This window comes from Actinokineospora inagensis DSM 44258, assembly GCF_000482865.1.
In the GTDB taxonomy this organism is placed as follows: domain Bacteria; phylum Actinomycetota; class Actinomycetes; order Mycobacteriales; family Pseudonocardiaceae; genus Actinokineospora; species Actinokineospora inagensis.
The window spans coordinates 1-21,349 of record NZ_AXWW01000084.1 but is presented as its reverse complement, the minus strand read 5'-3'; the positions used below and the strand labels follow the sequence as shown (position 1 = coordinate 21,349).

Annotated in this window: 17 protein-coding genes; 10 read left to right on the top strand and 7 right to left on the bottom strand. The window is 70.5% G+C overall.

The annotated features are described in order from the left end of the window. Positions 1–397 precede the first annotated feature (397 nt). The 4 genes from H504_RS0124885 to H504_RS0124870 form a co-directional block, all read right to left on the bottom strand. Positions 398–1,552: an acyl-CoA dehydrogenase family protein gene (locus H504_RS0124885; RefSeq protein WP_026425000.1), complete on the bottom strand. Its 1,155-nt coding sequence runs from the start codon at positions 1,550–1,552 to the stop codon at positions 398–400. Beyond that, positions 1,549–3,531, bottom strand: a complete 1,983-nt coding sequence (locus tag H504_RS0124880) for an acetyl-CoA carboxylase biotin carboxylase subunit (protein WP_026424999.1) — start codon at positions 3,529–3,531, stop codon at positions 1,549–1,551. Before H504_RS0124880 ends, H504_RS0124885 begins: the two co-directional genes overlap by 4 nt. A 2-nt stretch (positions 3,532–3,533) precedes the next feature. Next, positions 3,534–5,147, bottom strand: coding sequence for a carboxyl transferase domain-containing protein (locus H504_RS0124875; protein ID WP_026424998.1), 1,614 nt, complete (start codon positions 5,145–5,147; stop codon positions 3,534–3,536). Between the two features lie 170 nt (positions 5,148–5,317). Beyond that, entirely contained in the window at positions 5,318–6,106 is a 789-nt protein-coding gene (locus H504_RS0124870) for an SGNH/GDSL hydrolase family protein (RefSeq protein WP_035305957.1), read from the bottom strand. A 253-nt stretch (positions 6,107–6,359) separates the two neighbouring features. On the opposite strand from H504_RS0124870, the gene H504_RS0124865 reads away from it, so the two are divergent. The 4 genes from H504_RS0124865 (at position 6,360) to H504_RS0124850 (ending at position 10,637) form a co-directional block, all read left to right on the top strand. Then, on the top strand, positions 6,360–6,956 hold the full coding sequence (locus H504_RS0124865) for an SACE_7040 family transcriptional regulator (protein WP_035305955.1): 597 nt from the start codon (positions 6,360–6,362) through the stop codon (positions 6,954–6,956). Positions 6,957–7,126: 170 nt separating this feature from the next. Continuing rightward, complete coding sequence (locus tag H504_RS0124860; RefSeq protein ID WP_084468169.1) at positions 7,127–7,975, top strand: SAM-dependent methyltransferase; 849 nt, start codon at positions 7,127–7,129, stop codon at positions 7,973–7,975. 24 nt (positions 7,976–7,999) lie between these two features. Beyond that, positions 8,000–10,093, top strand: a complete 2,094-nt coding sequence (locus tag H504_RS36830; protein WP_051386235.1) for a diguanylate cyclase domain-containing protein — start codon at positions 8,000–8,002, stop codon at positions 10,091–10,093. A gap of 49 nt (positions 10,094–10,142) precedes the next feature. Then, positions 10,143–10,637, top strand: a complete 495-nt coding sequence (locus tag H504_RS0124850; RefSeq protein WP_026424994.1) for a hypothetical protein — start codon at positions 10,143–10,145, stop codon at positions 10,635–10,637. A 519-nt stretch (positions 10,638–11,156) separates the two neighbouring features. On the opposite strand, the gene H504_RS0124845 is transcribed toward H504_RS0124850, so the two are convergent. Continuing rightward, positions 11,157–12,461 (bottom strand): helix-turn-helix domain-containing protein, encoded by a 1,305-nt coding sequence (locus H504_RS0124845; protein WP_084468167.1) that lies wholly within the window; start codon positions 12,459–12,461, stop codon positions 11,157–11,159. Between the two features lie 176 nt (positions 12,462–12,637). Here H504_RS0124845 and H504_RS0124835 point away from each other — a divergent pair, with 176 nt between their 5' ends. After that, positions 12,638–13,048 carry a hypothetical protein gene (locus H504_RS0124835; RefSeq protein ID WP_026424993.1) on the top strand — a complete coding sequence of 137 codons (411 nt, stop codon included), beginning with the start codon at positions 12,638–12,640 and terminating at the stop codon, positions 13,046–13,048. A gap of 46 nt (positions 13,049–13,094) precedes the next feature. Here H504_RS0124835 and metX read toward each other — a convergent pair whose 3' ends face one another. Beyond that, the gene (metX, locus tag H504_RS0124830; protein WP_026424992.1) at positions 13,095–14,177 is read right to left on the bottom strand and encodes a homoserine O-acetyltransferase MetX; all 1,083 of its coding nucleotides are present in this window, start codon (positions 14,175–14,177) and stop codon (positions 13,095–13,097) included. Further along, the gene (locus H504_RS0124825; RefSeq protein ID WP_026424991.1) at positions 14,174–15,475 is read right to left on the bottom strand and encodes a bifunctional o-acetylhomoserine/o-acetylserine sulfhydrylase; all 1,302 of its coding nucleotides are present in this window, start codon (positions 15,473–15,475) and stop codon (positions 14,174–14,176) included. Before H504_RS0124825 ends, metX begins: the two co-directional genes overlap by 4 nt. A gap of 136 nt (positions 15,476–15,611) precedes the next feature. Between H504_RS0124825 and H504_RS36825 the strand changes: the two genes are divergently transcribed. The 5 genes from H504_RS36825 (at position 15,612) to ald (ending at position 21,291) form a co-directional block, all read left to right on the top strand. After that, complete coding sequence (locus H504_RS36825) at positions 15,612–16,481, top strand: SGNH/GDSL hydrolase family protein (protein ID WP_051386234.1); 870 nt, start codon at positions 15,612–15,614, stop codon at positions 16,479–16,481. A 67-nt stretch (positions 16,482–16,548) separates the two neighbouring features. Further along, positions 16,549–17,214: a hypothetical protein gene (locus H504_RS43320; protein ID WP_245614450.1), complete on the top strand. Its 666-nt coding sequence runs from the start codon at positions 16,549–16,551 to the stop codon at positions 17,212–17,214. Positions 17,215–17,330: 116 nt separating this feature from the next. Further along, positions 17,331–18,431: a helix-turn-helix domain-containing protein gene (locus H504_RS0124815; protein ID WP_245614449.1), complete on the top strand. Its 1,101-nt coding sequence runs from the start codon at positions 17,331–17,333 to the stop codon at positions 18,429–18,431. Between the two features lie 75 nt (positions 18,432–18,506). Further along, positions 18,507–20,021, top strand: a complete 1,515-nt coding sequence (locus H504_RS0124810; protein WP_026424989.1) for a helix-turn-helix domain-containing protein — start codon at positions 18,507–18,509, stop codon at positions 20,019–20,021. Between the two features lie 154 nt (positions 20,022–20,175). Further along, positions 20,176–21,291, top strand: a complete 1,116-nt coding sequence (gene ald, locus H504_RS0124805) for an alanine dehydrogenase (RefSeq protein WP_026424988.1) — start codon at positions 20,176–20,178, stop codon at positions 21,289–21,291. Positions 21,292–21,349: the final 58 nt, after the last annotated feature.

The following is a 21,349-nucleotide window of genomic DNA, read 5'->3' as shown; positions in this document are numbered from 1 at the left end:
CCCGCCAGACCCTCGACTGGCACAAACCCGTCGAGAAACTCAACGAACTACTGGTCAAACACGGTGGCGCACCGATCACTTGAGACCAAGGGCCCCTAGCGGCAGCCTGGGTAAGGCAAAAAGGCGGGGCCACTGGAAAGCGTGGCCTTCCCCGCCAGCCGGCTTAGGCCACCGCTCCCCCCAAACAAAACAACTCCACCACAACGGGCGGTTGGTGTCGGCGGGTCCCGAGGCGCGCGGTGCCGGTTGGTGGGCTTCGTCGATCAGGGCTGGCTTTTTTGGGGCGCGTGGGGTGGGGTGGGGGCGCTTCGTCGATGAGGGGTGGGGTGTTTGAGGTGCGCGGGGTGGGAGTGGGGCTTCGTCGATGTGAGGTGGGTTGAGGACGGCGGAAAGGGGGTTAGTGGAGGCCTAGTTCGCGGGCGATGAGGATGCGTTGGACTTCGCTGGTGCCTTCGCCGATTTCGAGGATTTTGGCGTCGCGGTAGAAGCGGGCGACGGGGAAGTCGTTCATGAAGCCGTAGCCGCCGAAGATTTGGGTGGCTTCGCGGGAGTTGTCCATGGCGGCGTTGGAGGCGACTAGTTTGGCGATGGCGGCTTCGCGTTTGAAGGGTTGGGAGCGGAGCATTTTGGCGGCGGCCGCGTAGTACGCCAGTCTGGCCGTGTGGACTCGGGTTTCCATGTCGGCGATTTTGAACTGGATGGCCTGGTACTCACCGATTTTGCGGCCGAAGGCCTCGCGTTCGGCGACGTACTTCAGGGACTCGTCGACGCAGCCCTGGGCGAGGCCGACGGCCAGGGCGGCGATGGCTACGCGGCCTTCGTCGAGGGTGGACAGGAACTGGGCGTAGCCGCGGCCCTGGGTGCCGAGGAGGTTGGCCTCGGGGACGTGGACGTCGTCGAAGGAGAGTTCGTGGGTGTCGGAGGCGTTCCAGCCGACCTTGGAGTACTTCTTGGCCACCGCGAAACCCTTGGTGCCCGCGGGGATGATGACGGCGGAGATCTCCTTGCGGCCGTCGTCGCGGAGGCCGGTGACGGCGGTGACGGCGACGTGGGAGGTGATGTCCGTGCCGGAGTTGGTGATGAACGCCTTGGAGCCGTTGACGACCCACTCACCGTCGACCAGCTTCGCGGCGGTGCGCGTGGCGCCCGCGTCGGAGCCGCCGCCTGGTTCGGTGAGGCCGAAGGCGCCGAGGCGGGTGCCCGCGGCGAGGTCGGGGAGCCAGCGCTGCTTCTGCTCGTCGGTGCCGAAGCGGTAGATGGGCATGGCGCCGAGGGAGACGCCCGCCTCCAGGGTGATCGCGACCGACGAGTCGACCCTGGCGAGTTCCTCCAGCGCGAGGCACAGGGCGAAGTAGTCGCCGCCCATGCCGCCGTACTCCTCGCCGATGGGGAGGCCGAACAGGCCCATGGCGCCCATCTTGGCGACGATCCGGTACGGGAACTCGCCGCGCTCGTAGAAGTCCCCGATGACGGGGGCGACTTCCGCACGGGCGAACTCCTGCACGGTCTTGCGCAGGGCCTCGTGCTCCTCGGGGAGAGTCAGGTCGATCACGGTCGGTCCTCCGGTGGGGTCACCACGGCCAGGGTTTGGTTCAGCGCGACCTGTTGGCCCGCCTGCACGGTCAGCTCGGAGACGACACCGTCGACCTTGGCGGTGATGGTGTGCTCCATCTTCATCGCCTCGACCACGAGGAGGGGCGCGCCCGCGGCCACCTCGTCGCCGACCGAGACCTTGACCACCAGGACGGTGCCGGGCATCGGGCTGGTGATCGGGCCGCCACCGTCCACAGCGGCCGCAGATCCCTCCAAAGTGGACCATTCGGTGACCGCCCAGGTGTGGCCACCGGCCGCCAGCCACAGGGTTTCGCCGTCGAGGGCGCGGGCGTAGTGGGTGTTGCGGCCGTCGAAGGTGACCGACAGGGACTCGCCGCGCACGACGGAGGCGGGCGCCCACGGGCCGTCGTCGACCTGGACCGATGCCGCGGCGGGGGTTCCCCGCACCAGGACGGTCACGTCGCGGTCGCCGCAGGTCAACCGGAACGGGATCGGCGCGACAGCACCGATCCGCCAGCCGTTCGGCACGTCCCAGGGGTCGACGACCGCCCCGGACGGTTGCAGGGACAGCAGTTCGTCCAACGCGGCGGCGGCGAACACGTCGTCGGGTACCGGCTCCGCGCGGGTCAGCTCGTCGAGCCTGCGTTCCACGAGCTGCGTGTCCATCCGCCCGGCGCGCACGTCTTCGTCGGCCAGCAACGCCCGCAAGAACGCGATGTTCGTGCCCACCCCGAGGACCGCGGTGGCCGACAGGGCCGACGACAGCCGCCCCAGCGCCTCGGCGCGGTCCGCGCCCCGGGCGATCACCTTGGCCAGCATCGGGTCGTAGTCCGAACCGACCACCGACCCCGGCAGCAGCCCGGAGTCGATCCGCGCCCAGTCCGCTGTGGACGTTCGAACGGCCAGCACCGTGCCGCCGGTCGGCAGGAACCCGGTGGTCGGGTCTTCCGCGTAGACCCTGGCTTCCACCGCGTGCCCGCGAAGCTCCACATCGGACTGCGCGAGCGCCAGCCGTTCCCCGGCCGCGACCAGGAGCTGCTGCTCGACCAGGTCCAGTCCGGTGACCTCCTCGGTGACCGGGTGCTCGACCTGCAGCCGGGTGTTCATCTCCATGAAGAAGAACTCATCCGGCCGGTCGGCGGACACGATGAACTCGACCGTTCCCGCGCCGGTGTAGTCGACCGCCTTGGCCGCGTCGACCGCCGCCGCGCCCATCCGCGCGCGGGTGGCGGCGTCCAGCAGCGGCGACGGCGCCTCCTCGATGATCTTCTGGTGCCGCCGCTGCAGGCTGCACTCGCGCTCGCCGAGGTGGAGCGTGGTGCCGAACGAATCAGCCAGCACCTGGATCTCGATGTGCCGGGGCCGCAGCACGAACCGCTCGATCAGCAGGGTCTCGTCGCCGAACGAGCCACGGGCCTCCCGCCGCGCCGACTCGATCGCCGACCGCAGCCCATCAGGCTCCTCGACCAACCGCATCCCCTTGCCGCCACCGCCCGCGGACGGTTTCAGCAGCACCGGGTAGCCGATTTCCCCGGCCGCCACAACGAGATCGTCGTCGGTCATCCCCGGCGCGGTGCGGCCGGGCACGACCGGGACCCCCGCCGCGCTGACGGTCAGCTTCGCGCGGATCTTGTCGCCCATCGCGTCGATCGCCGACACCGGCGGACCGATGAACACGAGCCCGGCCTCGGCGCAGGCGCGGGCGAACCCGACGTTCTCGGCGAGGAAGCCGTACCCGGGGTGCACCGCCTCCGCCCCGGTCGAGACGGCGGCCGCGACCACCTTGTCGATGGCGAGGTAGCTCTCCCGAGCCGCGGCGGGACCGATACGCACCGCGACATCGGCCTCGCGCACGTGCCGGGCGCCCGCGTCGGCGTCGCTGTACACGGCGACCGAGCGGACACCGAGGCGACGCAGGGTGCGGATGACCCGGACGGCGATCTCGCCCCGGTTGGCGATCAGAACGCTGGCGAACATGGTCACATCCGGAAGACGCCGTAGCGGACAGGTTCCAGGGGCGCGTTGGCGGCGGCCGACAACGCGAGGCCGAGCACCTGGCGGGTGTCGGCGGGGTCGATGACCCCGTCGTCCCAGAGCCGGGCGGTGGAGTAGTACGGGTTGCCCTGGGCCTCGTACTGGTCGCGGATGGGCGACTTGAACGCCTCTTCCTCGTCCGCCGACCAGGACCCGCCACCGCCCTCGATCTGGTCGCGGCGCACGGTGGACAACACGGACGCGGCCTGCTCGCCGCCCATCACGCTGATCCGCGCGTTCGGCCACATCCACAGGAACCGGGGCGAGTAGGCCCGCCCGCACATCGAGTAGTTGCCCGCGCCGAACGAGCCGCCGATGACGACGGTGAACTTGGGCACCCTGGCGCAGGCGGTGGCGGTGACCATCTTGGCGCCGTGCTTGGCGATGCCGCCCGCCTCGTAGTCCCGGCCGACCATGAACCCGGTGATGTTCTGCAGGTAGAGCAGGGGGATGCTGCGCTGGTCGCACAGTTCGATGAAGTGCGCGCCCTTCATCGCCGACTCGGCGAACAGCACGCCGTTGTTGGCGACGACGCCGACCGGGTGGCCGTGGATCCGGGCGAACCCGGTGACCAGCGTCGACCCGTACTCCTTCTTGAACTCGCGGAACCGGCTGCCGTCCACGACCCTGGCGATGACCTCGCGCACGTCGTAGGGGGTGCGGGAGTCGGTCGGCACGGCGCCGTAGAGGGTCGACGGGTCGACGGCGGGTGCCTCGACCGGGGCGACCTCCCACGGCCGGTCCGCCCTGGGCCCGAGGGTGCTGATGATCGACCGGACGATCCGCAACGCGTGCGCGTCGTCGTCGGCCAGGTGGTCGGTGACCCCGGAGGTGCGGGAGTGCACGTCGCCGCCGCCGAGGTCCTCGGCGCTGACGACCTCGCCGGTGGCGGCCTTCACCAGCGGCGGGCCGCCGAGGAAGATCGTGCCCTGGTTGCGCACGATGACAGCCTCGTCGCTCATCGCCGGGACGTACGCGCCGCCCGCGGTGCAGGACCCGAGCACGGCGGCGATCTGCGGGATGCCCTGCGCGGACATGGTGGCCTGGTTGAAGAAGATCCGGCCGAAGTGGTCGCGGTCCGGGAACACGTCGTCCTGCTTGGGCAGGAACGCGCCGCCGGAGTCCACCAGGTAGACGCAGGGCAGCCGGTTCTGCACGGCCACCTCTTGCGCGCGCAGGTGCTTCTTGACGGTCATCGGGTAGTACGTGCCGCCCTTGACCGTGGCGTCGTTGGCGACCACGACGACCTCGCGGCCGGACACCCGTCCGACGCCGGTGATGATCCCGGCGGCGGGGGCGTCGCCGTCGTAGAGGTCCGTGGCGGCGAGCGGGGACAGCTCCAGGAACGGGGACCCTGGGTCGAGCAGCGAGTCGACCCGGTCGCGCGGGAGCAGCTTGCCGCGGCTCACATGCCGGGCGCGGGCCTTCTCCGGGCCGCCCAGCGCCGCCTGCCCCAGCCGTTCCCGCAGGTCGTGCACGAGCTCGCCGTGTTCTTTGGCGTTCCGCTGGAACGCCTCGTCGGCGGGGTCAACCGCCGTGCCGAGCGTTGGCGCGTCCATCCCGCTCCTCGCGCTGTTAGCCACCGTTAACACCGACCACGATGTTAGCGCTCACTAACAGCCGCGGTCCACTCCGACCCCATGGTCACCCCGGCGGCCGCGGCCCGCCCGCCGAACGCGACCGGGCCGCCCCCGCGAACGGGAGGCGGCCCGGGTGGGGCGACGCGGTGTCAGCCGGTGACCGAGCGCAGCGCGGTGAAGTAGCCGCCGCTCTGGCCCGCGGCGTTGGGGTGGTAGGACTCGTCGACCGGCCAGGTGACGCTGTTGAGCCAGCGGGCACCGGAGGCGCAGATCTCGTGGCCGGAGAACGCGGAGCGGCCGTCGACGAAGGTGAAGCCCGCCGCGGCCGCCCGGCCCGCGGTGACCGAGGCCAGCACGTCCGACGACTGGTTGATCGCGGCGCGCTTGGTCTCGCTCAGACCGATCACGCAGGACCCGTTGAGCTGGTAGATGTGCGGATAGCCGAGCACGACCACTCGCGCGTTGGGCGCCTTGGACCGGATCGCGCGGTACACGTTGTCGAGCCTGCCCGGCAGGGTGGTGCGGGCGAAGTTCTGCGCGTTCTGGTTCTGGCTGACGCAGTCGGCGTCCGAGTCGATGTTGCAGTTGGTCATCACACTGGCGAACCCGGCGTCGTTGCCGCCGATGGAGATGGTGACCAGGGCGGTGTCCGCGGTGACGGAGCCGACCTGGCCGTTGAGCACGTCCGAGGTCACCGCGCCGGAGCAGGCGACGAAGGTGAACCCGGACGGGGCGTGCGAGTTGGCCCAGAGCTGGGGGTACGCGTTGGCGCTGCGCTTGCAGCTACCGCTGCTGCCGTAGCTGCCCGCGCCGACACCGGAGGAGTACGAGTCGCCGAGGGCGACGTACTTGCCGGTGGCGGCGGAGGCGGGGGCGGCGAGGCCGAGGAGGGATAACGCGGCCGTGGCGGCCACGAGCAGGGACTTGGGGACACGCATTGCAAGCCTCCGGAGCAGGAGGGATTCCCGACACCGTCATCACTACCAGCCACCAACACAACACGGAACTGTCCGGTAACTTATTCCCGCTTACCACAAGTTGAACCTTTGGCGGTTCGCTGTCCCCAACCCCTGTGTCAACCCCTCCCACCACCCGCCCCCTCTTCCCCACCCGGCATCGTTCCCCGGCTTGGCGAGCCGTCGCACCGCTGGACAACGTGGCCGCCGCCGCCCCTACACCCCCTGCCATACGATGGGGTTCGTGTCACCAGCAGCGGACCCCGTCACCGAGAAGCCGAGCAGACGGGACCAGATCCTCGCGGCCGCGGCGGAGCTGTTCGCGAGACACGGGTTCCACGGGGTGGGCATCGACGACATCGGGTCGGCCGTCGGCATCTCCGGTCCCGCCCTCTACCGGCACTTCCGGTCCAAGGACGCCATGCTCGGCGAGATGCTGACCTCCATCAGCGAGGTGCTGCTCGACGGCGGCCAGGCCAGGACCGGCCTGGACCGGGCGGCCAGGGACACGCTGCTGGAACTGGTCCGCTTCCAGGTCGACTTCGCCCTGGACAACCCGGCGCTGATCACCGTCCAGGAGCGCAACCTGGGCAACCTGACCGACCCGGACCGGCGCAAGGTGCGCGGCCTGCAGCGGCGCTACGTCGAGCTGTGGGTGGAGGCGATCCGGGCGGCGGTGCCCGACCTGGGCGAGCCGACCGCCCGCGCCGCGGCGCACGCGGTGTTCGGGCTGATCAACTCCACCCCGCACAGCAGGCACCTGGACCGGGCCCAGATGGCCGATCTGCTCACCGGCATGGCGTTGGCCGCACTGGTGCACTCGCCGAACTGAATTGGCCGCGACGCCGGTTTGCCCGAACGGGCACCGGTCACGGTGGCCAACGTCCCGACCTGCCGCGCCCTTCGGCACCTGTCCGCCGCGCCCGGCGGGTGAGTAACCTTCCGGTCACCGAGCGAGACCGAACGATCGGACGGGTGGGGCGACGGGTGAGCGTGCCGGAAATGGACCGGGCCGGTGGCCAGGAGCTGGGCATCAGCAGGCCGGATGACGTGACCACGTGGGTGCCCGACGGCATCGACCTCGACCGGCCGAGCGCGGCGAGGCTCTACGACTACCTGCTCGGCGGGGCGCACAACTTCGCGCACGACCGCGAGCTGGCCGAGCGGTTCATCAAGGCCCAGCCCAACGGCAGGGAGATCGCCCGGCACAACCGCTCGTTCCTGCGCCGGTCGGTGCTGTTCATGATCGAGCACGGTGTCCGCCAGTTCCTCGACCTCGGCTCCGGCATCCCCACCGTGGGCAACGTGCACGAGATCGCCCAGTCGGCCGACCCCACCTCGCGCGTGGTGTACGTCGACTACGAGGAGGTCGCCTACGCGCACAGCACGATGATGCTGGCCGACAACCCGCTGGCCACCATCGTGCAGGCCGACCTGACCCGCCCGCACGACATCCTGACCGCGCCGCAGACCCGGGAACTGCTCGACTTCGACCAGCCGGTCGGGCTGCTGATGGCCGGGGTGTTCCACTTCGTCGCCCCCGCGAAGGACCCCGCCCGCATCGTCGCCGAGTACCGCGACGCCGTCGTCCCGGGCAGTTGGCTGGCCTTCTCGCAGTTCACCAGGGACCTGATGCCCGCCGAGATGGACCGGGTGGTCGAGGTGATGAAGTCCAGCCGGGACCCGATGTACCCCCGCTCGCACGCCGAGATCACCGCCCTGTTCGCCGGGTTCGACCTGGTCGAGCCGGGGGTCGTGTCGACGGCGCGGTGGCACCCGGACGCGGGCTTCGACGACGGCGACGACCCGGACCGCGCGGGCATCTACGCCGGCGTCGGCCGCAAGCGCTGAACCGGTCGACGAGCCGGATGACCGATGTCTGACGCCCAACCCGCCCAGGAAGGCGACCAACCCGACCGGCCGTCGCTGGTCCGCGCCTGGCTGCGGGTGGTGGCCGCCACCGCCTACGTGCCCAGGCGGTCGACCGAGGTGCGGGCGGTCCTCGAGTCGCTGCTCGACCGGCTGGTCGACGCGCTGGCCACCGAGCCGGTCGACACAGCGGCCGGGCAGCGGGTCGGCGAGCTGATGGTGGAGGGCGCCTTCACCGGCGAGGCGACCCTGGACGGGTCACTCGACGTGCTCGCCGACGGCCTGGCCGGTGCCGGACATCAAGTGCGACCGGTCGCCAGGTTGTTGGCCGCCGTCGCCGCCGGGTACGCGGCCGCGCTGCGCAGGCGGACGCTCGCCCAGCAGGAGAACATGAAGCTGGCGCTGCTGACCGCCAAACAGCGCGCCGAACGGGACCGCCGGGCCACCGAGAGCCGGTTCCGCGAGGTGTTCACCGCGTCCGCCGTCGGCATCGCGATCACCGAACTGGACGGCACGTTCGTGGAGACCAACCCGGCGCTGTCGACCATCCTGGGCAGGCCGAGCGAGGACCTGCGGGACCGCACGCTGGCCGACTTCATCGCCGACGACGACGAGCCGCCGCTGGTGGTCGGCGAGGCCGACCGGCGGCGGGTCGTGCGGGCCAACGGGGACACCGCGTGGGTGTACCTGAGCACGTCGATGCTGCGCGACGACAACGGCGTCGCCCGCTACCGGGTGACCATGGTGCAGGACCTCAGTGAGCTGCAACTGCTGGGCAACCAGCTCAGCCACCAGAGCCTGCACGACGCGCTGACCGGCCTGGCGAACCGGGTGCACTTCACCTCGCGGCTGGAGTCGCTGCACGCGCAGACCCCGGCGGACGGCGCGCTCACCGTGCTCTGCCTCGACCTCGACGCGTTCGCCCTGGTCAACACGACCTACGGGCACGCGACCGGCGACCGGGTGCTGCGCACCGTGGCCAACCGGCTGACCTCGGCGTTCGCCGGGTCGAACGCGCTGGTGGCGCGCGTCGGCGGCGACGAGTTCGCGGTGCTGGTCGCGCACGACGGCGCGGCGCCACCGGTCGCGGCGATGGTCGCCAGGCTGGACGCGGAACTGACCGAACCGGACTACGGCGACGGCCGGATCGGGCTGGCGGTCAGCACCAGCACCGGCGTCGCCCGGTGCACACCGTCGGACTGCTCGGGCCCGGAGCTGTTCCGCGCCGCCGACGCCGCCCTCCGGTACGCCAAGTCGCTGGGCAGGCGCCAGTGGGCCGAGTTCGACACGCACGCCGACCGGGAGGCGCGGCGGGTCGGCACCCTCGCCACCGAACTGCCCGCGGCCTGGGAGAACGGCGAGCTCCGGGTCGCCTACCAGCCGGTCGTGCGGCTCTCCGACCTGGCGCCGGTGCGGGTCAGGGCGCTGGTGCACCTGCCCACCGACCGCGACGACGTCGACGCCGCCACCCGGCTCGCGGAACTGACCGGGCTGTCCGTGCCGTTGGGACCGTGGCTGCTGGAGCAGAGCGCCGAACACCTGCCGCGCTGGCGGTCGCTGTTCGAGCCGGTGACCGACGGCGAACCCGCGCAGCGCGTCCTGCTCTCACCACTGCAGACCGCCGACACGGACCTGGTCGGCACCGTCACCAAACTGCTCGACCGGGCCTGCGTCCCGCCCGGCTCGCTGGAAGTCGGCCTGGACACCCAGAGCGTGCTCGTGGGCCGCGGCGACGCTCAGGACAACCTGCGCACCCTCGGTGACATCGGCGTCGCCACCGCCCTGCACGGCTTCACCGGCGGCCCGCGCGAGGTGTCCCTGGTGGAGCGCTTCGGCGTCCGCACCGTCGTCCTCGACGACCCGTTCGAGGGCTGGCGCCCGGACTGGATGCCCCGCGACGCGATCCCGGTCCGGGCCACCCAGCGCATGGTGGAGTCGATCACATTCGCCGGAGCCGCCGTCGGCGTGCTGGGGGTCCGCGACCACGCCGAGGCCCGCTGGTGGGCCGACCAGGGCGTACGCACCGCGGAAGGACTGGCGTTCGGCGCCCCCGGCCCCGCCGCCGACATCACCGCCCCCACCCGGCCCACCGCCAACTGAGCGAATCGGCCGCCGCTGATCTCCCCGCGCGGCGGCCCGCTGTTGCAGGATGAGGGACGTGGACGACCCCAGTGACCGCACCCGCCGCCTCACCGAGGCGGCCGCGGGCGCGCTCGCCGCCATGCGCGCCGGGGAAGACGACGGCGCCCTCGACCGGGTCGCCGCCGCCGTCCGCTCCGCCCCCGACAGCCACGTCGACGCCAGGGAACTCATGCTCCTGCTGTTCCACGAGTGCAGCGCCATGGTCGCCGCCCTCGGCTCCGGCGGCACCACCCCGGTCAAAATGCAGGTCTACGACGACGACGGCCACGAGGTCCCCATCGACGAGGCCGACCCTCCCGTCCGGACAGCCGTCCGAACCCTCCTCGCCCAGGTCCACGGCGACACCGACGCCGCCAAAGCCCAGATCGAGATAGCCCTGACCAACGCCGCCCCGGACGAGATGGCCACCCTGATGGTCCAAGCCCTCCGCTGGACCCTCCGCCTCTCCGACGAATGCGTGAACCGCGGCCTCCCCGTCCCCACCTGGATCCGCGAACCCTGACCCGCGTTTGCCTAGGTGTCAGAGCCTTGGTCGCGCAGGCCCGCGGTCAAGCCGTCCGGCGCGAAGACGATACGGCGGCGAGCTGGGACCAGAGGCGCTGTGCCTTGCCGAGTTATCCACAGTGCACCAGGTTGTCCACAGTCACGTCGTTCCCCTTCTTGACAGGTCCCGGTTCGCGCTACCGTCAGGAATGGGCCCCCGGCCCCCGGGTGGGCGGGCCCCTGCGTGGCGCCCCAACGCGGATCAGACAAGCACCCGATCGGCTGGACCCCCGACGACTGAAGCTCGGGCTATCGGCGCCTGCTGACTGAACACTCCCCTTGTCCCACAACGGCTCGACGTCGTGCGGCTATCCACAACTGTCGGAACCATCCACAGATCCGGTCGCCGGCCCTTGACAAGCCGCCGCGTGCGATAGATTCAGGAATGGGCCCCCGGCCCCCGGGAGGGCGGGCGCCTGCGTAGCCGCCGGAGCGGAAACAGGCAAGGGCGACTGTCCCCGAGTCGTCCGTGAAAACGTCACCGATGAACGCGTGTGTGTAGGGCGTCGCGCAGGGTGGCGGCGGTGTTGCCGGGAATGGTTCGCAGTCGGATGGTGATGTCGCGGGCGCTGGTGTCCACGCGGGTCGAGTGCACGCCCTCGGCGTAGTGGGCGAACTGGGTCCAACTGTGCAGTGCTCCGTCGGTGTCGCCCTTGCGCAGGCGCAGCAGGCCGAGGTCGGCGAGGACCATGGCCTGGGTGCGCCGCCGGTCGATGCCGAGGGTCAGTGCGAGGTCGAGGTGTTCCTCGGCGGCGGTGAAATCGCCCAAGCGCGCGTGGACCGACGCGGTTTCGTGCGCCCAGCGGCTCGGGCTGTAGTGGGAAGCCCAGGTCGCTCCCGGTTCCCCGACCGCGTGGCCGATCGCGGTGTGCGCCACGGACAATCGGGAGCGGGCCGTGGCGGCGTCATTGTCGGCGGCAGCGGCGCGCGCGTGGGTGGTGGCGTAGTAGGCCCTGGCTTTCGGTTCGGCGACGTGGCCCCCGGTGCGGTCGGCGGCGTCGGCCAGGGACAACGCGGTCGCCGTGTGGCCCAGGTCGAGTGCCTGGTCGGCCAACCCGCGAAGGGCGGTGGCGGCGAGTTCATGATTGCCCGCGTCCGCCGCGAGACCGTGGCTGTGCAAGTAATACCGTTGGGCCACACCGTGCTCACCGGCGTCCCGCGCCATCCAACCCGCCAAGTGCACCAATTCCGCAGTGGCGACGAAAAGTTCACGCCCGGTCGTTTCGCTGTAGGTACCGTCCAACCACGGACGAACCTCATCGACCAGATACCGCACCGTCAACTGCCGCGCATGCGCCCCACCCAGCTCAGCGGCGGTGTCCCCCAACGCTTTCGTCATCGCCCGGATCGCGGTCACCTCCCCCGCACCGACCCGCACTCCCCCCACCCGACCCACCCGCCGCGTGATCGCCTCTGGATCCCCTCGGTCAAATGCCGCAGCCACCACAGCCGAAGCAGACAGCCCGAAAAACGCCCGCCGATCCACGTCCGCACCTCCCAACGCCATGACCGACCCCACGATATCCGCCGCCACCAGCTCAACAGGCATACCGCGTTCGGTCGTCGTGGGAACATTCAGCAACTCGTCCAGTCGTGCCATCGTGACGTTCAACAGGTTCGCCAGCCCAAGCCGCTTTTGCGGCAGCGGCGTCCGCTCACCCGCTTCCCACCGCACCACCGTCGCCCGGTCAACACCGATTGCGTGGGCGAGCGATTCCTGAGTGAATCCGGCGGCTTTGTGCACTCGTGCAAGGCCAGCGCGCCGGGGCCGTTGTCCCACCATCGAGTGACCTCCGCGCCCTGTTTCGGCGACGTTCGAGCGGACATTGGAGCTGTTCAAGCCTACCCGTGCGGCATCAATGCGCCACATTGGCGCCTATTTGTCGCTGTCGGATCCGCCTCGGCATGTGGATCGTGAGCAGCACCCCGACCAGACAAAGATCGTGAAGGAAGGACGGTATGACCACCACTCTGGAGCCGACCGGCGCGGCCGCGTGGACGTCGCTTGATCGAGCGGTGTCAGCCGTGCGGGAGCACTTGGCTCGGAATCCGGATCTGTCCGTTGGCGCGGTGGGCGTGCTGACGGGCAAGGGCGGGCCTGGGCGCGTCGAGGTTTACGTGTCGGCGGTGGAACAGCAGGCGAGTTGTGCTCGGTTGCTCGCTTGGCTCGACACCCTCAGTCCCGCGTCGCTGATCCTGCACTACAGCGACGACGACCCACAGGCCCAAGCCCACGCGGAACTACCGGACGGGACGCGGATCACGGTATACGCGCCGCTGGAACCGACCCGGCTTTATGGGACCACCGGTGACAAGACAGGCGATTGGGTCTTGCAGTGGCTGCGTTGGCAGGCAGTGGCGGCAAGTTGACAATCCACGTCCGCACCTCCGAAGTGGAGCACCGAAGTCCTGGGGCCTACAGCAGCTCCTTCAGGAGAGCCGATAGTTGTGTCGTCTCGGTCAGGAAACCGTCGTGGCCGGAGGGGGAGGTGATGACGCGTAGGCCGCCTTCGGTTGTGCTGATCCCCTCGGCGAGGACTTGTTGCTGTGATAGCGGGTAGAGCCGGTCACTGTCCACTCCGGCCACCACCGTGCGCGCGGTCACCCGCGCCAATGCCGGTTCCACGCCGCCCCGGCCCGCGCCGATGTCGTGGCCGTTCATGGCTTCGGTGAGCAGCAGGTAGCTGGCCGCGTCGAAGCGGCGGGCGAGTTTGCCCGCGTGGTAGTCCAAATAGGACTCGATGGTGTAGCGGCCGTCGGGTTGGCTGGCGCGGCCGAAGCGGGTGGCCAGTTCCGGTTCGGTTCGGTAGGTGACCTGGGCGATTCGGCGGGCGATGCCCAGGCCGTCCCAAGGACCCTCGGTGGTGTCGTGGTAGTCGCCGCCCTGCCAGCGGGGGTCGGCGCGGATCGCGTGCAGTTGGGGGGCGGCCCAGGCGATTTGTTCGGCCGACGCCGACGCGGGGCAGGCCAGGAGGAGGAGGGTGGCGACCCGGTCGGGGGTGGCGACGGCCCATTCCAGGGCGCGCATGCCGCCCATCGACCCACCGAGAACCGCCGCCCAGCGGTCGATGCCGAGGGCGTCCGCCAACGCGACCTCGGCCGAGACCTGCTCGCGGATTCCCACGGCGGGGAAGCGGCTGCCCCAGGCGCGGCCGTCGGGGTCCTTGCTCGCCGGGCCGGTTGTGCCCTGGCAGCCGCCGAGGACGTTGGGGCACACCACGAAGTACCGGTTGGTGTCGACCGCGCGGCCGGGGCCGATCACGCCGTCCCACCAGCCCGGCGTCGGGTGCCCTTCGGCCGCCGGGCCTGCGGCGTGGCTGTCGCCGGTCAGGGCGTGTTCGACCAGGACCGCGTTGGACCGGTCCGCGTCCAGCGTCCCCCACGTCTCGTACGCGATCCGCGCCCCGGGCACCGGGCCCGCCAGTGGGACCCACTGGCGACGGCCCGGCGGGTCCCCCTCCCGCCACGCACCGGTGGCGGGAAGGGGGGCGTCGCTCACAGGTCGGCCTTGGCCGCCCGGAAGCCCGCCTCCAGGTCGGCCTTGAGGTCCTCGACGTTCTCGATGCCGACGGACAGCCGCACCAGGCCGGGGGTGACACCGGAGGCGAGCTGCTCCTCCTCGACGAGCTGGCTGTGCGTGGTGCTCGCCGGGTGGACGATGAGGCTGCGCACGTCACCGATGTTGACCAACTGGCTGAACAGCTCGGTGCCGTCGACGAACTTGCGGCCGGCCTCGACGCCGCCGCGCAGGTCGAACGACACGATCGCGCCCGCGCCGCGCGGCAGGTACTTCTGCGCGTTGGCGTAGTGCGGGCTCGACGGGAGACCGGCGTAGTACACCTTCTCCACCTCGTCGCGCTGCTCCAGCCACTCCGCGATGGCCTGCGCGTTGGCCACGTGCCGCTCCAACCGCAGCGACAGCGTCTCGATGCCCTGGATGATCAGGAACGCGTTGAACGGCGAGATCGCCGCACCGGTGTCGCGCAGACCCTGGATGCGGGCCTTCGCGGCGTACGCGCCGGGGCCGAGGGCCTCCCAGTACTTCAGGCCGTGGTAGCTCGGGTCGGGCTTGGTGAAACCGGGGAAGCGCTCCGGGTCCTTGCCGAAGTCGAACGTGCCCGCGTCGACCAGGACACCGGCGATGGTGGTGCCGTGGCCACCCAGGTACTTGGTGGCCGAGTGCACGACGACGTCCGCGCCGTGCTCGATCGGGCGCAGCAGGTACGGGGTGGGCACGGTGTTGTCCACGATCAGCGGGACGCCGACCTCGTGCGCCGTGTCCGCGACACCGCGCACGTCGAGGACGTTGCTGCCCGGGTTCGCCAGGGTCTCGGCGAAGAACGCCTTCGTGTTCGGCCGCGCCGCCGCCCGCCACTGCTCCAGGTCGTCCTGGTCCTGCACGAAGGAGACCTCGACGCCGAGCTTGGGCAGCGTGTAGTGGAAGAGGTTGTAGGTGCCGCCGTAGAGTGACGGGCTGGACACGATGTGGTCGCCCGCCTCGGCCACGTTCAGGATCGCCGCCGTCGTCGCCGCCGACCCGGACGCGAACGCCAGCCCGGCGACACCGCCCTCGAGGGCCGCGACGCGCTGCTCCAGCACGTCCTGGGTGGGGTTCATGATCCGGGTGTAGATGTTGCCCGGCTCGACCAGCGCGAACAGGTCTGCGCCGTGCTGGCTGTCGCGGAAGACGTACGAGGTGGTCTGGTAGATCGGGGTGGCCCGCGCGCCGGTGGCGCTGTCCGGGGCGGCACCCGCGTGGACCTGCTTGGTCTCGAACGACCAGGCGGAGTCGGTCATCGTTCGGTCTCCTCGGGATGATGCTGACAGCCGTATGGAGCAAGCTAGTCCGCCGACCGGATCACGGGCACACCGTCCACACTCTAGGAATATCCGAACGGTTGCTCATTCCACTCACACGGGTGAGGATCGGCCCATGCGCGCAGCCGCTCTAGCCCTGTCGTTGCTGCTCACCCCGACCTCGGCGACCCCGGTGGCGACCCCGGTGGACACCGACCACTTCCACCACTACGTGGCCCTCGGCGACTCGTACGCGTCCGGCCCCGGCATCCCCACCCAGAACGGCACCCCACCCGGCTGCGGCCGCTCGTCGGCGAACTACCCCGGCGACCTCGCCCGCTGGCTCCGCGTCGCGCACTTCACCGACATGAGTTGCGGCGGGGCGACCGTGCCGCAGATGACCACCCCGCAGCCGACCGGCAACGGCACCAACCCCGCCCAGTTCGACGCCCTGCGCCCCGACACCGACCTGGTCACCCTCACCATCGGCGGCAACGACATCTCCTTCGGCGAGATCCTGACGACCTGCGGCACCCTCGGCGCCACCGACCCCACCGGCACCCCCTGCCGCGACCACTACGTCGTCAACGGCGACGACACCCTCGCCGACCGCGTCAACCGCCTCGCGCCCGCGATCGACAGGACCCTCGCCACCATCCACTCGCGATCCCCGCGAGCGACCATCATCCTGGTCGGCTACCTGCGGATCTTGCCCCCGTCCACCGGTTGCTGGCCCCAAGTCCCCTTCGCCGCGGGCGACACGGCCTACTTCGACCGCACCGAACGGGCCCTCAACCAGATGCTGGGCACCCGCGCCCGAGCCGCGGGCGCCCACTTCGTCAACCCCTACCTGTTCTCCATCACCCACGACGCCTGCCAACCAGCCGACCGCCGCTGGGTCGAACCCCTCCGCCCGGCAAACCCCGCCGCCCCCATCCACCCCAACGCCGCCGGAATGACCGCCGTCGCGGGCCTCACCTGGCTGGCAACCCTGGGCGCACGCTGATTGTCCACAGCGGATCTGTCCACAATGGAATAGATTCAGGTCGCCACCCGTCCGCTATCTTGTCGGCATGGAGTTCCTGTCCGCCACGGGTAAGACGATCCGGCGCGCAGCCATCGAGGACCTTGCCGACGAATCGCCCAACTTCCACGGGGAGTTCACCTACCGTGATACCCGACTGGCGCACGGCGACCAGTCGGGTATCACAGGCGAAGGATCGCTCTCGGCCGTGCTGATCTCCGACGTCGACCTTTCAGGATCTCGACTCGGCCCGGTCCAACTCTCGAACGTGCGGTGCGACAACGTCACCCTCTCCAACGCGGCCATCTCGGCGGAGGTCGTCCGCCGGACGGAGATCCTCCGCTCACAAGCGATCGGCCTGCGCTTCACCGTCATTCCGGGAAAGCGTCCTCACCGGCGACCTGCCCAACATCGTCTTCGACGACTGCGAATTGACCGAAACCGAATTCGACGCCACCACGGCCACCGGTTGCGACCTGACCGAATCAAGGCTCCGCAACATCCGCGGCCTGCTCACCCTCCGCGGCGCCCGAATCTACAGCGACATGGTGTTTCGCTCATGTCGAAATGGCAGGCAGCAGTACCCGCAATCCAGGTTGCACAGTGTTTCCGGTTGCAAGATCACCGACCGCGGTTCAAGGAACAGGTTCTGTTTCGTGGTGCGCACCTCACCCGATTTCGTTGTTATCATGTACACCTCCCGACGGGTCAATAGGCGGTCAACCTGCGGCCCCAGGGCGCTCAGGACTGGGCGACCTACCCAGTTCCTACCGGCTAGGCCCGCGTTTCTGCTTGCGGAAGCGTTTACAGCTGTTGACAACAGGAGCAGGCGTGTCTGAACTGGGCGACGCTCTCAGAGCGGCTCGTGCGGCTGCGGAACCAGGAGTCAGCCTCACGCGAATGGCGCAACGCATCCACTACAGTCCGGCCTATCTGAGCCTGATCGAGACCGGGAAGCGGCGACCTCCCTCCAGTGTCGTCGATGCCTATGAGCAGGTGCTTGGCGTTCCGATTGGGAGCGACCCCGTTCGTCGGGCTCATGAGTGGCTGGTGGCGGATTCTCCGGTCGCCGTGCAGCGCTGTTCGGGTCGGCGGTTGGGGGTTTCTGTGGCAGACGAGCTAGCGGCTCGTGTGGTCGAGTTGAGACATCTTGACGATGTGGTGAGCAGCGGCGAGTTGTTGCCCGCGATCCGACAAGAGCTCACCGAAGCCGGATCGTTGGTGCGGGACGGCTCGTACGTCGAATCGGTCGGGCGGAGGTTGCTCACCGCGGTCGGGGAATTGGCGCAGCTTGCCGGGTGGGTGGCGTCGGACGCGGGTAGGCACGCGGAAGCACAACGCCATTACGTCGGTGGGGTGTCGGCTGCGTCGGAAGGGGGCGACGCCCCGCTTGCGGCACAACTGTTCTCCTCGCTCAGTTATCAGATCGCCAACGTCGGTGATCCGCGTGATGCGCTCCTGTTGGCCCGGACAGCGGTTGCCGGTGCTGGACAACCGTCGCCTCTCGTTCGTGCGTTGTTGCTGGAGCGGGTGGCGTGGGCGAGCGCCAAGGTCGAGGACCGGGTGGCGACGCACCGCGCTCTGGACGCGGTGGACGACGCGTACGAACAGCGCTCCCCCGGTGTCACGGAACCCGAGTGGGTCTATTGGCTCAACAGGGCTGAAATCGACGTGATGGCCGGACGCTGTTTGATCGAGTTGGGGGCGCCGGACCAGGCCGCGCCCCTGCTTTCCGCGGCGATCGCCACGTACCCGCGAGAACACGCCCGCGAAGTCGCGCTGTACCTCTCGTGGCTCGCCGAATCCTACGCCCGCACGGGCGCGCTGGATGCCGCCAAGGCAACCCTGGAGAGCGCGTACGACCACGCGGCCCGTATTCCCTCGGCCCGCGCCGCCGACCGATTGACCACTGTTGCCACGCTGATCGGGTAAGAACTCCCGAGGGGCGAACGCGAAGTTTCGGCGGCGGGCTGGTGAGGGCTACCGTGCGGTGCAGGAGGTGCGGGGATGATCACTGTGCAGGGTGTGGTGGACCGGATGGGGCCCACGTTGTTGCGCACTGTCCACACTGTTCTCGACCCCGCGCCCGCCGTCACCGATGTTGTTATCGCGGAGGCGGTGAAGCGGACGGGGGTGGGGACGGGGGATCTGGTGTTGGGGGTGGCCGTCGCCTCCACCCAGGATGCCGTCGAGTTGGTGAAGCACGCTGGGGAGAACGGGGCGGCGGCGGTGTTGTTGAAGGCTCCGCACGCGGCCCGGAGCGCGGTGCGGGGGGCGGCGCAGCGGTGTCGGACCGCCGTGGTGGAGGTGCATTCGGCGACGGCGTGGGCGCAGTTGGTGTGGTTGCTCAGGTCGGTGTTGGACTCGGCGGCGGATGAGGCGGTGGACGCGGGGCCGTTCGGGGACCTGTTCCGGTTGGCGGACGCGGCGGCGGCGGTGGTGGACGCGCCGGTGACGATCGAGGACGCGAACTCGCGGGTGCTGGCGTACTCGGCGCGGCAGGACCGGACCGACCCGGCGCGGGTGTCGACGATCATGGGGCGGCGGGTGCCGGACGACGTGCTGGCCCGGTTCCGCTCGCGCGGGGTGTTCCGGGAGCTCAGCCGCGGCCGGACGGCGATCTTCGTGCCCGCGCAGCAGGACGGCACGCTGCCGCGGCTGATCGTGCCGGTGCGGATGGGCGGCGAACTGCTCGGGTCGATGTGGGCGGTGGTGGCCGGGCCGGTGTCGGACGAGCGGGCGGCCGCGTTCGCCGACGCGGCACCGGTGGTGGCGCTGCACCTGCTGCGGCGGCGGGCCCGCGAGGACAGCGACCGGCGGCGGTCGGCGGAGCTGGTGCGGTCGGTGCTGGAGGGCACGGGCAGCGTCCGGTTGGTGGCGGCCGAGTTGGACCTGGGCGACGACCAGCACCGGGTGGTGGCGATCGACGCGCAGTCCGACGAGGGGATCCGGTTGGCGCTGCTGGAAAAGCTCACCGGGGGCGTCGGCAGGAGACCGGCGGTGGCCGACCTGCACGGGGTGCTCTACGTGATCGTGCCGGACCGGCCGGGCGCGGGTGGTTGGCCCGCGCTGCGCGGGGCGTTGGCGGAGGCGGGCCCCCTCGCCGCCGCAGGCGCGCCCGCCGGGGTCACCGAGTTGGCCCGGTCGCGCGCGGAGGCGGACGAGGCGTTGAGCCTGCTGCGGGTCGGACTGGTCGACGGCCCGCTGGCGGTGCACGACGAGGTGTGGCAGGTGCTGGTGCTGCACCGCACCGCAGTCGCGTCCACCGGGGCGGGGGTCGCCCATGTGGGTCCGCTGGCCCGGTTGCGGTCACGCGACGACGCCGACTGGTACCTGGACACCCTCTACGAGTGGCTGCGGCACCCGGGAGACCCGCGCGCGGCCGCGGCGGCGTTGACCATCCACCCGAACACACTGCGATACCGGATGTCCCGGATCACCGCCGCGGTGGACGCCGACCTGGGTGACCCGGACACCCGACTGGCACTGCTCACCCAACTCATCGCCCTCCGCTGGAGCTGACCCGACCGGGCGGGGTACGTCGTCGGTGACTGTGCTGCGAGCACAATCCGACCCGGTTACTCTCGGTGCCGCAGGACGATGACAGCCGCTCAGCGCTGCACGACCGTGGTACACGACACCCCAGATGGTCTAGTGACTCGAGAGGACAGCACCGGTGAAGATCGCCGTTCCCCGTGAGATCAAGAACCACGAGTACCGCGTGGCGTTGACGCCTGCCGGGGCGCACGAGCTGACCTCCCGCGGCCACGACGTGTTCGTCGAGGCGGGCGCGGGCCTCGGTTCCGCGATCACCGACGAGGAGTACCTCGCCGCGGGCGCGAAGGTGCTGGCCACCGCGGACGACGTGTGGGCCGAGGGCGAGCTGGTGCTCAAGGTGAAGGAGCCGATCGCGGTCGAGTACCCGCGGCTGCGCGCCGGGCAGACCCTGTTCACCTACCTGCACCTGGCCGCCGACGAGGCGCTGACCAAGGCGCTGCTGGCGGCGGGCACCACCGCGATCGCCTACGAGACCGTGCAGACCGCCAACGGCGCGCTGCCGCTGCTCGCCCCGATGTCCGAGGTGGCCGGTCGGCTGGCCCCGCAGGTCGGCGCGTACTCGCTGATGAAGCCCTCCGGCGGCCGGGGTGTGCTGCCCGGCGGCGTGCCCGGCGTGGTCCCGGCGAAGGTCGTGGTGATCGGCGGCGGCGTCGCGGGTGTCAACGCGGCCACCATCGCGCTCGGCATGGGCGCGTACGTCGAGGTGCTGGACACCAATGTGGACCGCCTGCGCCAGATCGACGCGCAGTTCAACGGCCGCGTCCGCACCGTCGCCTCGAACCGCTACGCCATCGAGCGGGCCGCCAAGGAAGCCGACCTCGTCATCGGCGCGGTCCTCGTCCCCGGCGCCAAGGCCCCCAAGCTCATCAGCAACGCGCTCGTCGCGCAGATGAAGCCCGGTTCCGTGCTCGTCGACATCGCCATCGACCAGGGTGGCTGCTTCGAGGACTCGCGCCCCACCACGCACGCGGACCCCACTTACCCGGTCCACAACGCCATCTTCTACTGCGTGGCCAACATGCCCGGCGCCGTCCCCAACACCTCCACCTACGCCCTCACCAACGTCACCCTCCCCTACGCCGTCGCCCTGGCGAACCAGGGCTGGCACAAGGCCCTCACCAACGACCACGCCCTCGCCCTCGGCCTCAACACCCACCAGGGCCACCTCACCAACGCCCCCGTCGCCGAGGCCCACAACCTCCCCTCCACCCCCCTCCCCACAGCCCTCGCCTAAAACGCCCCCTACCCCCTACCCCCTACCCCCTCCGAGCCGGGGCGCCCCAGCGCCCCGC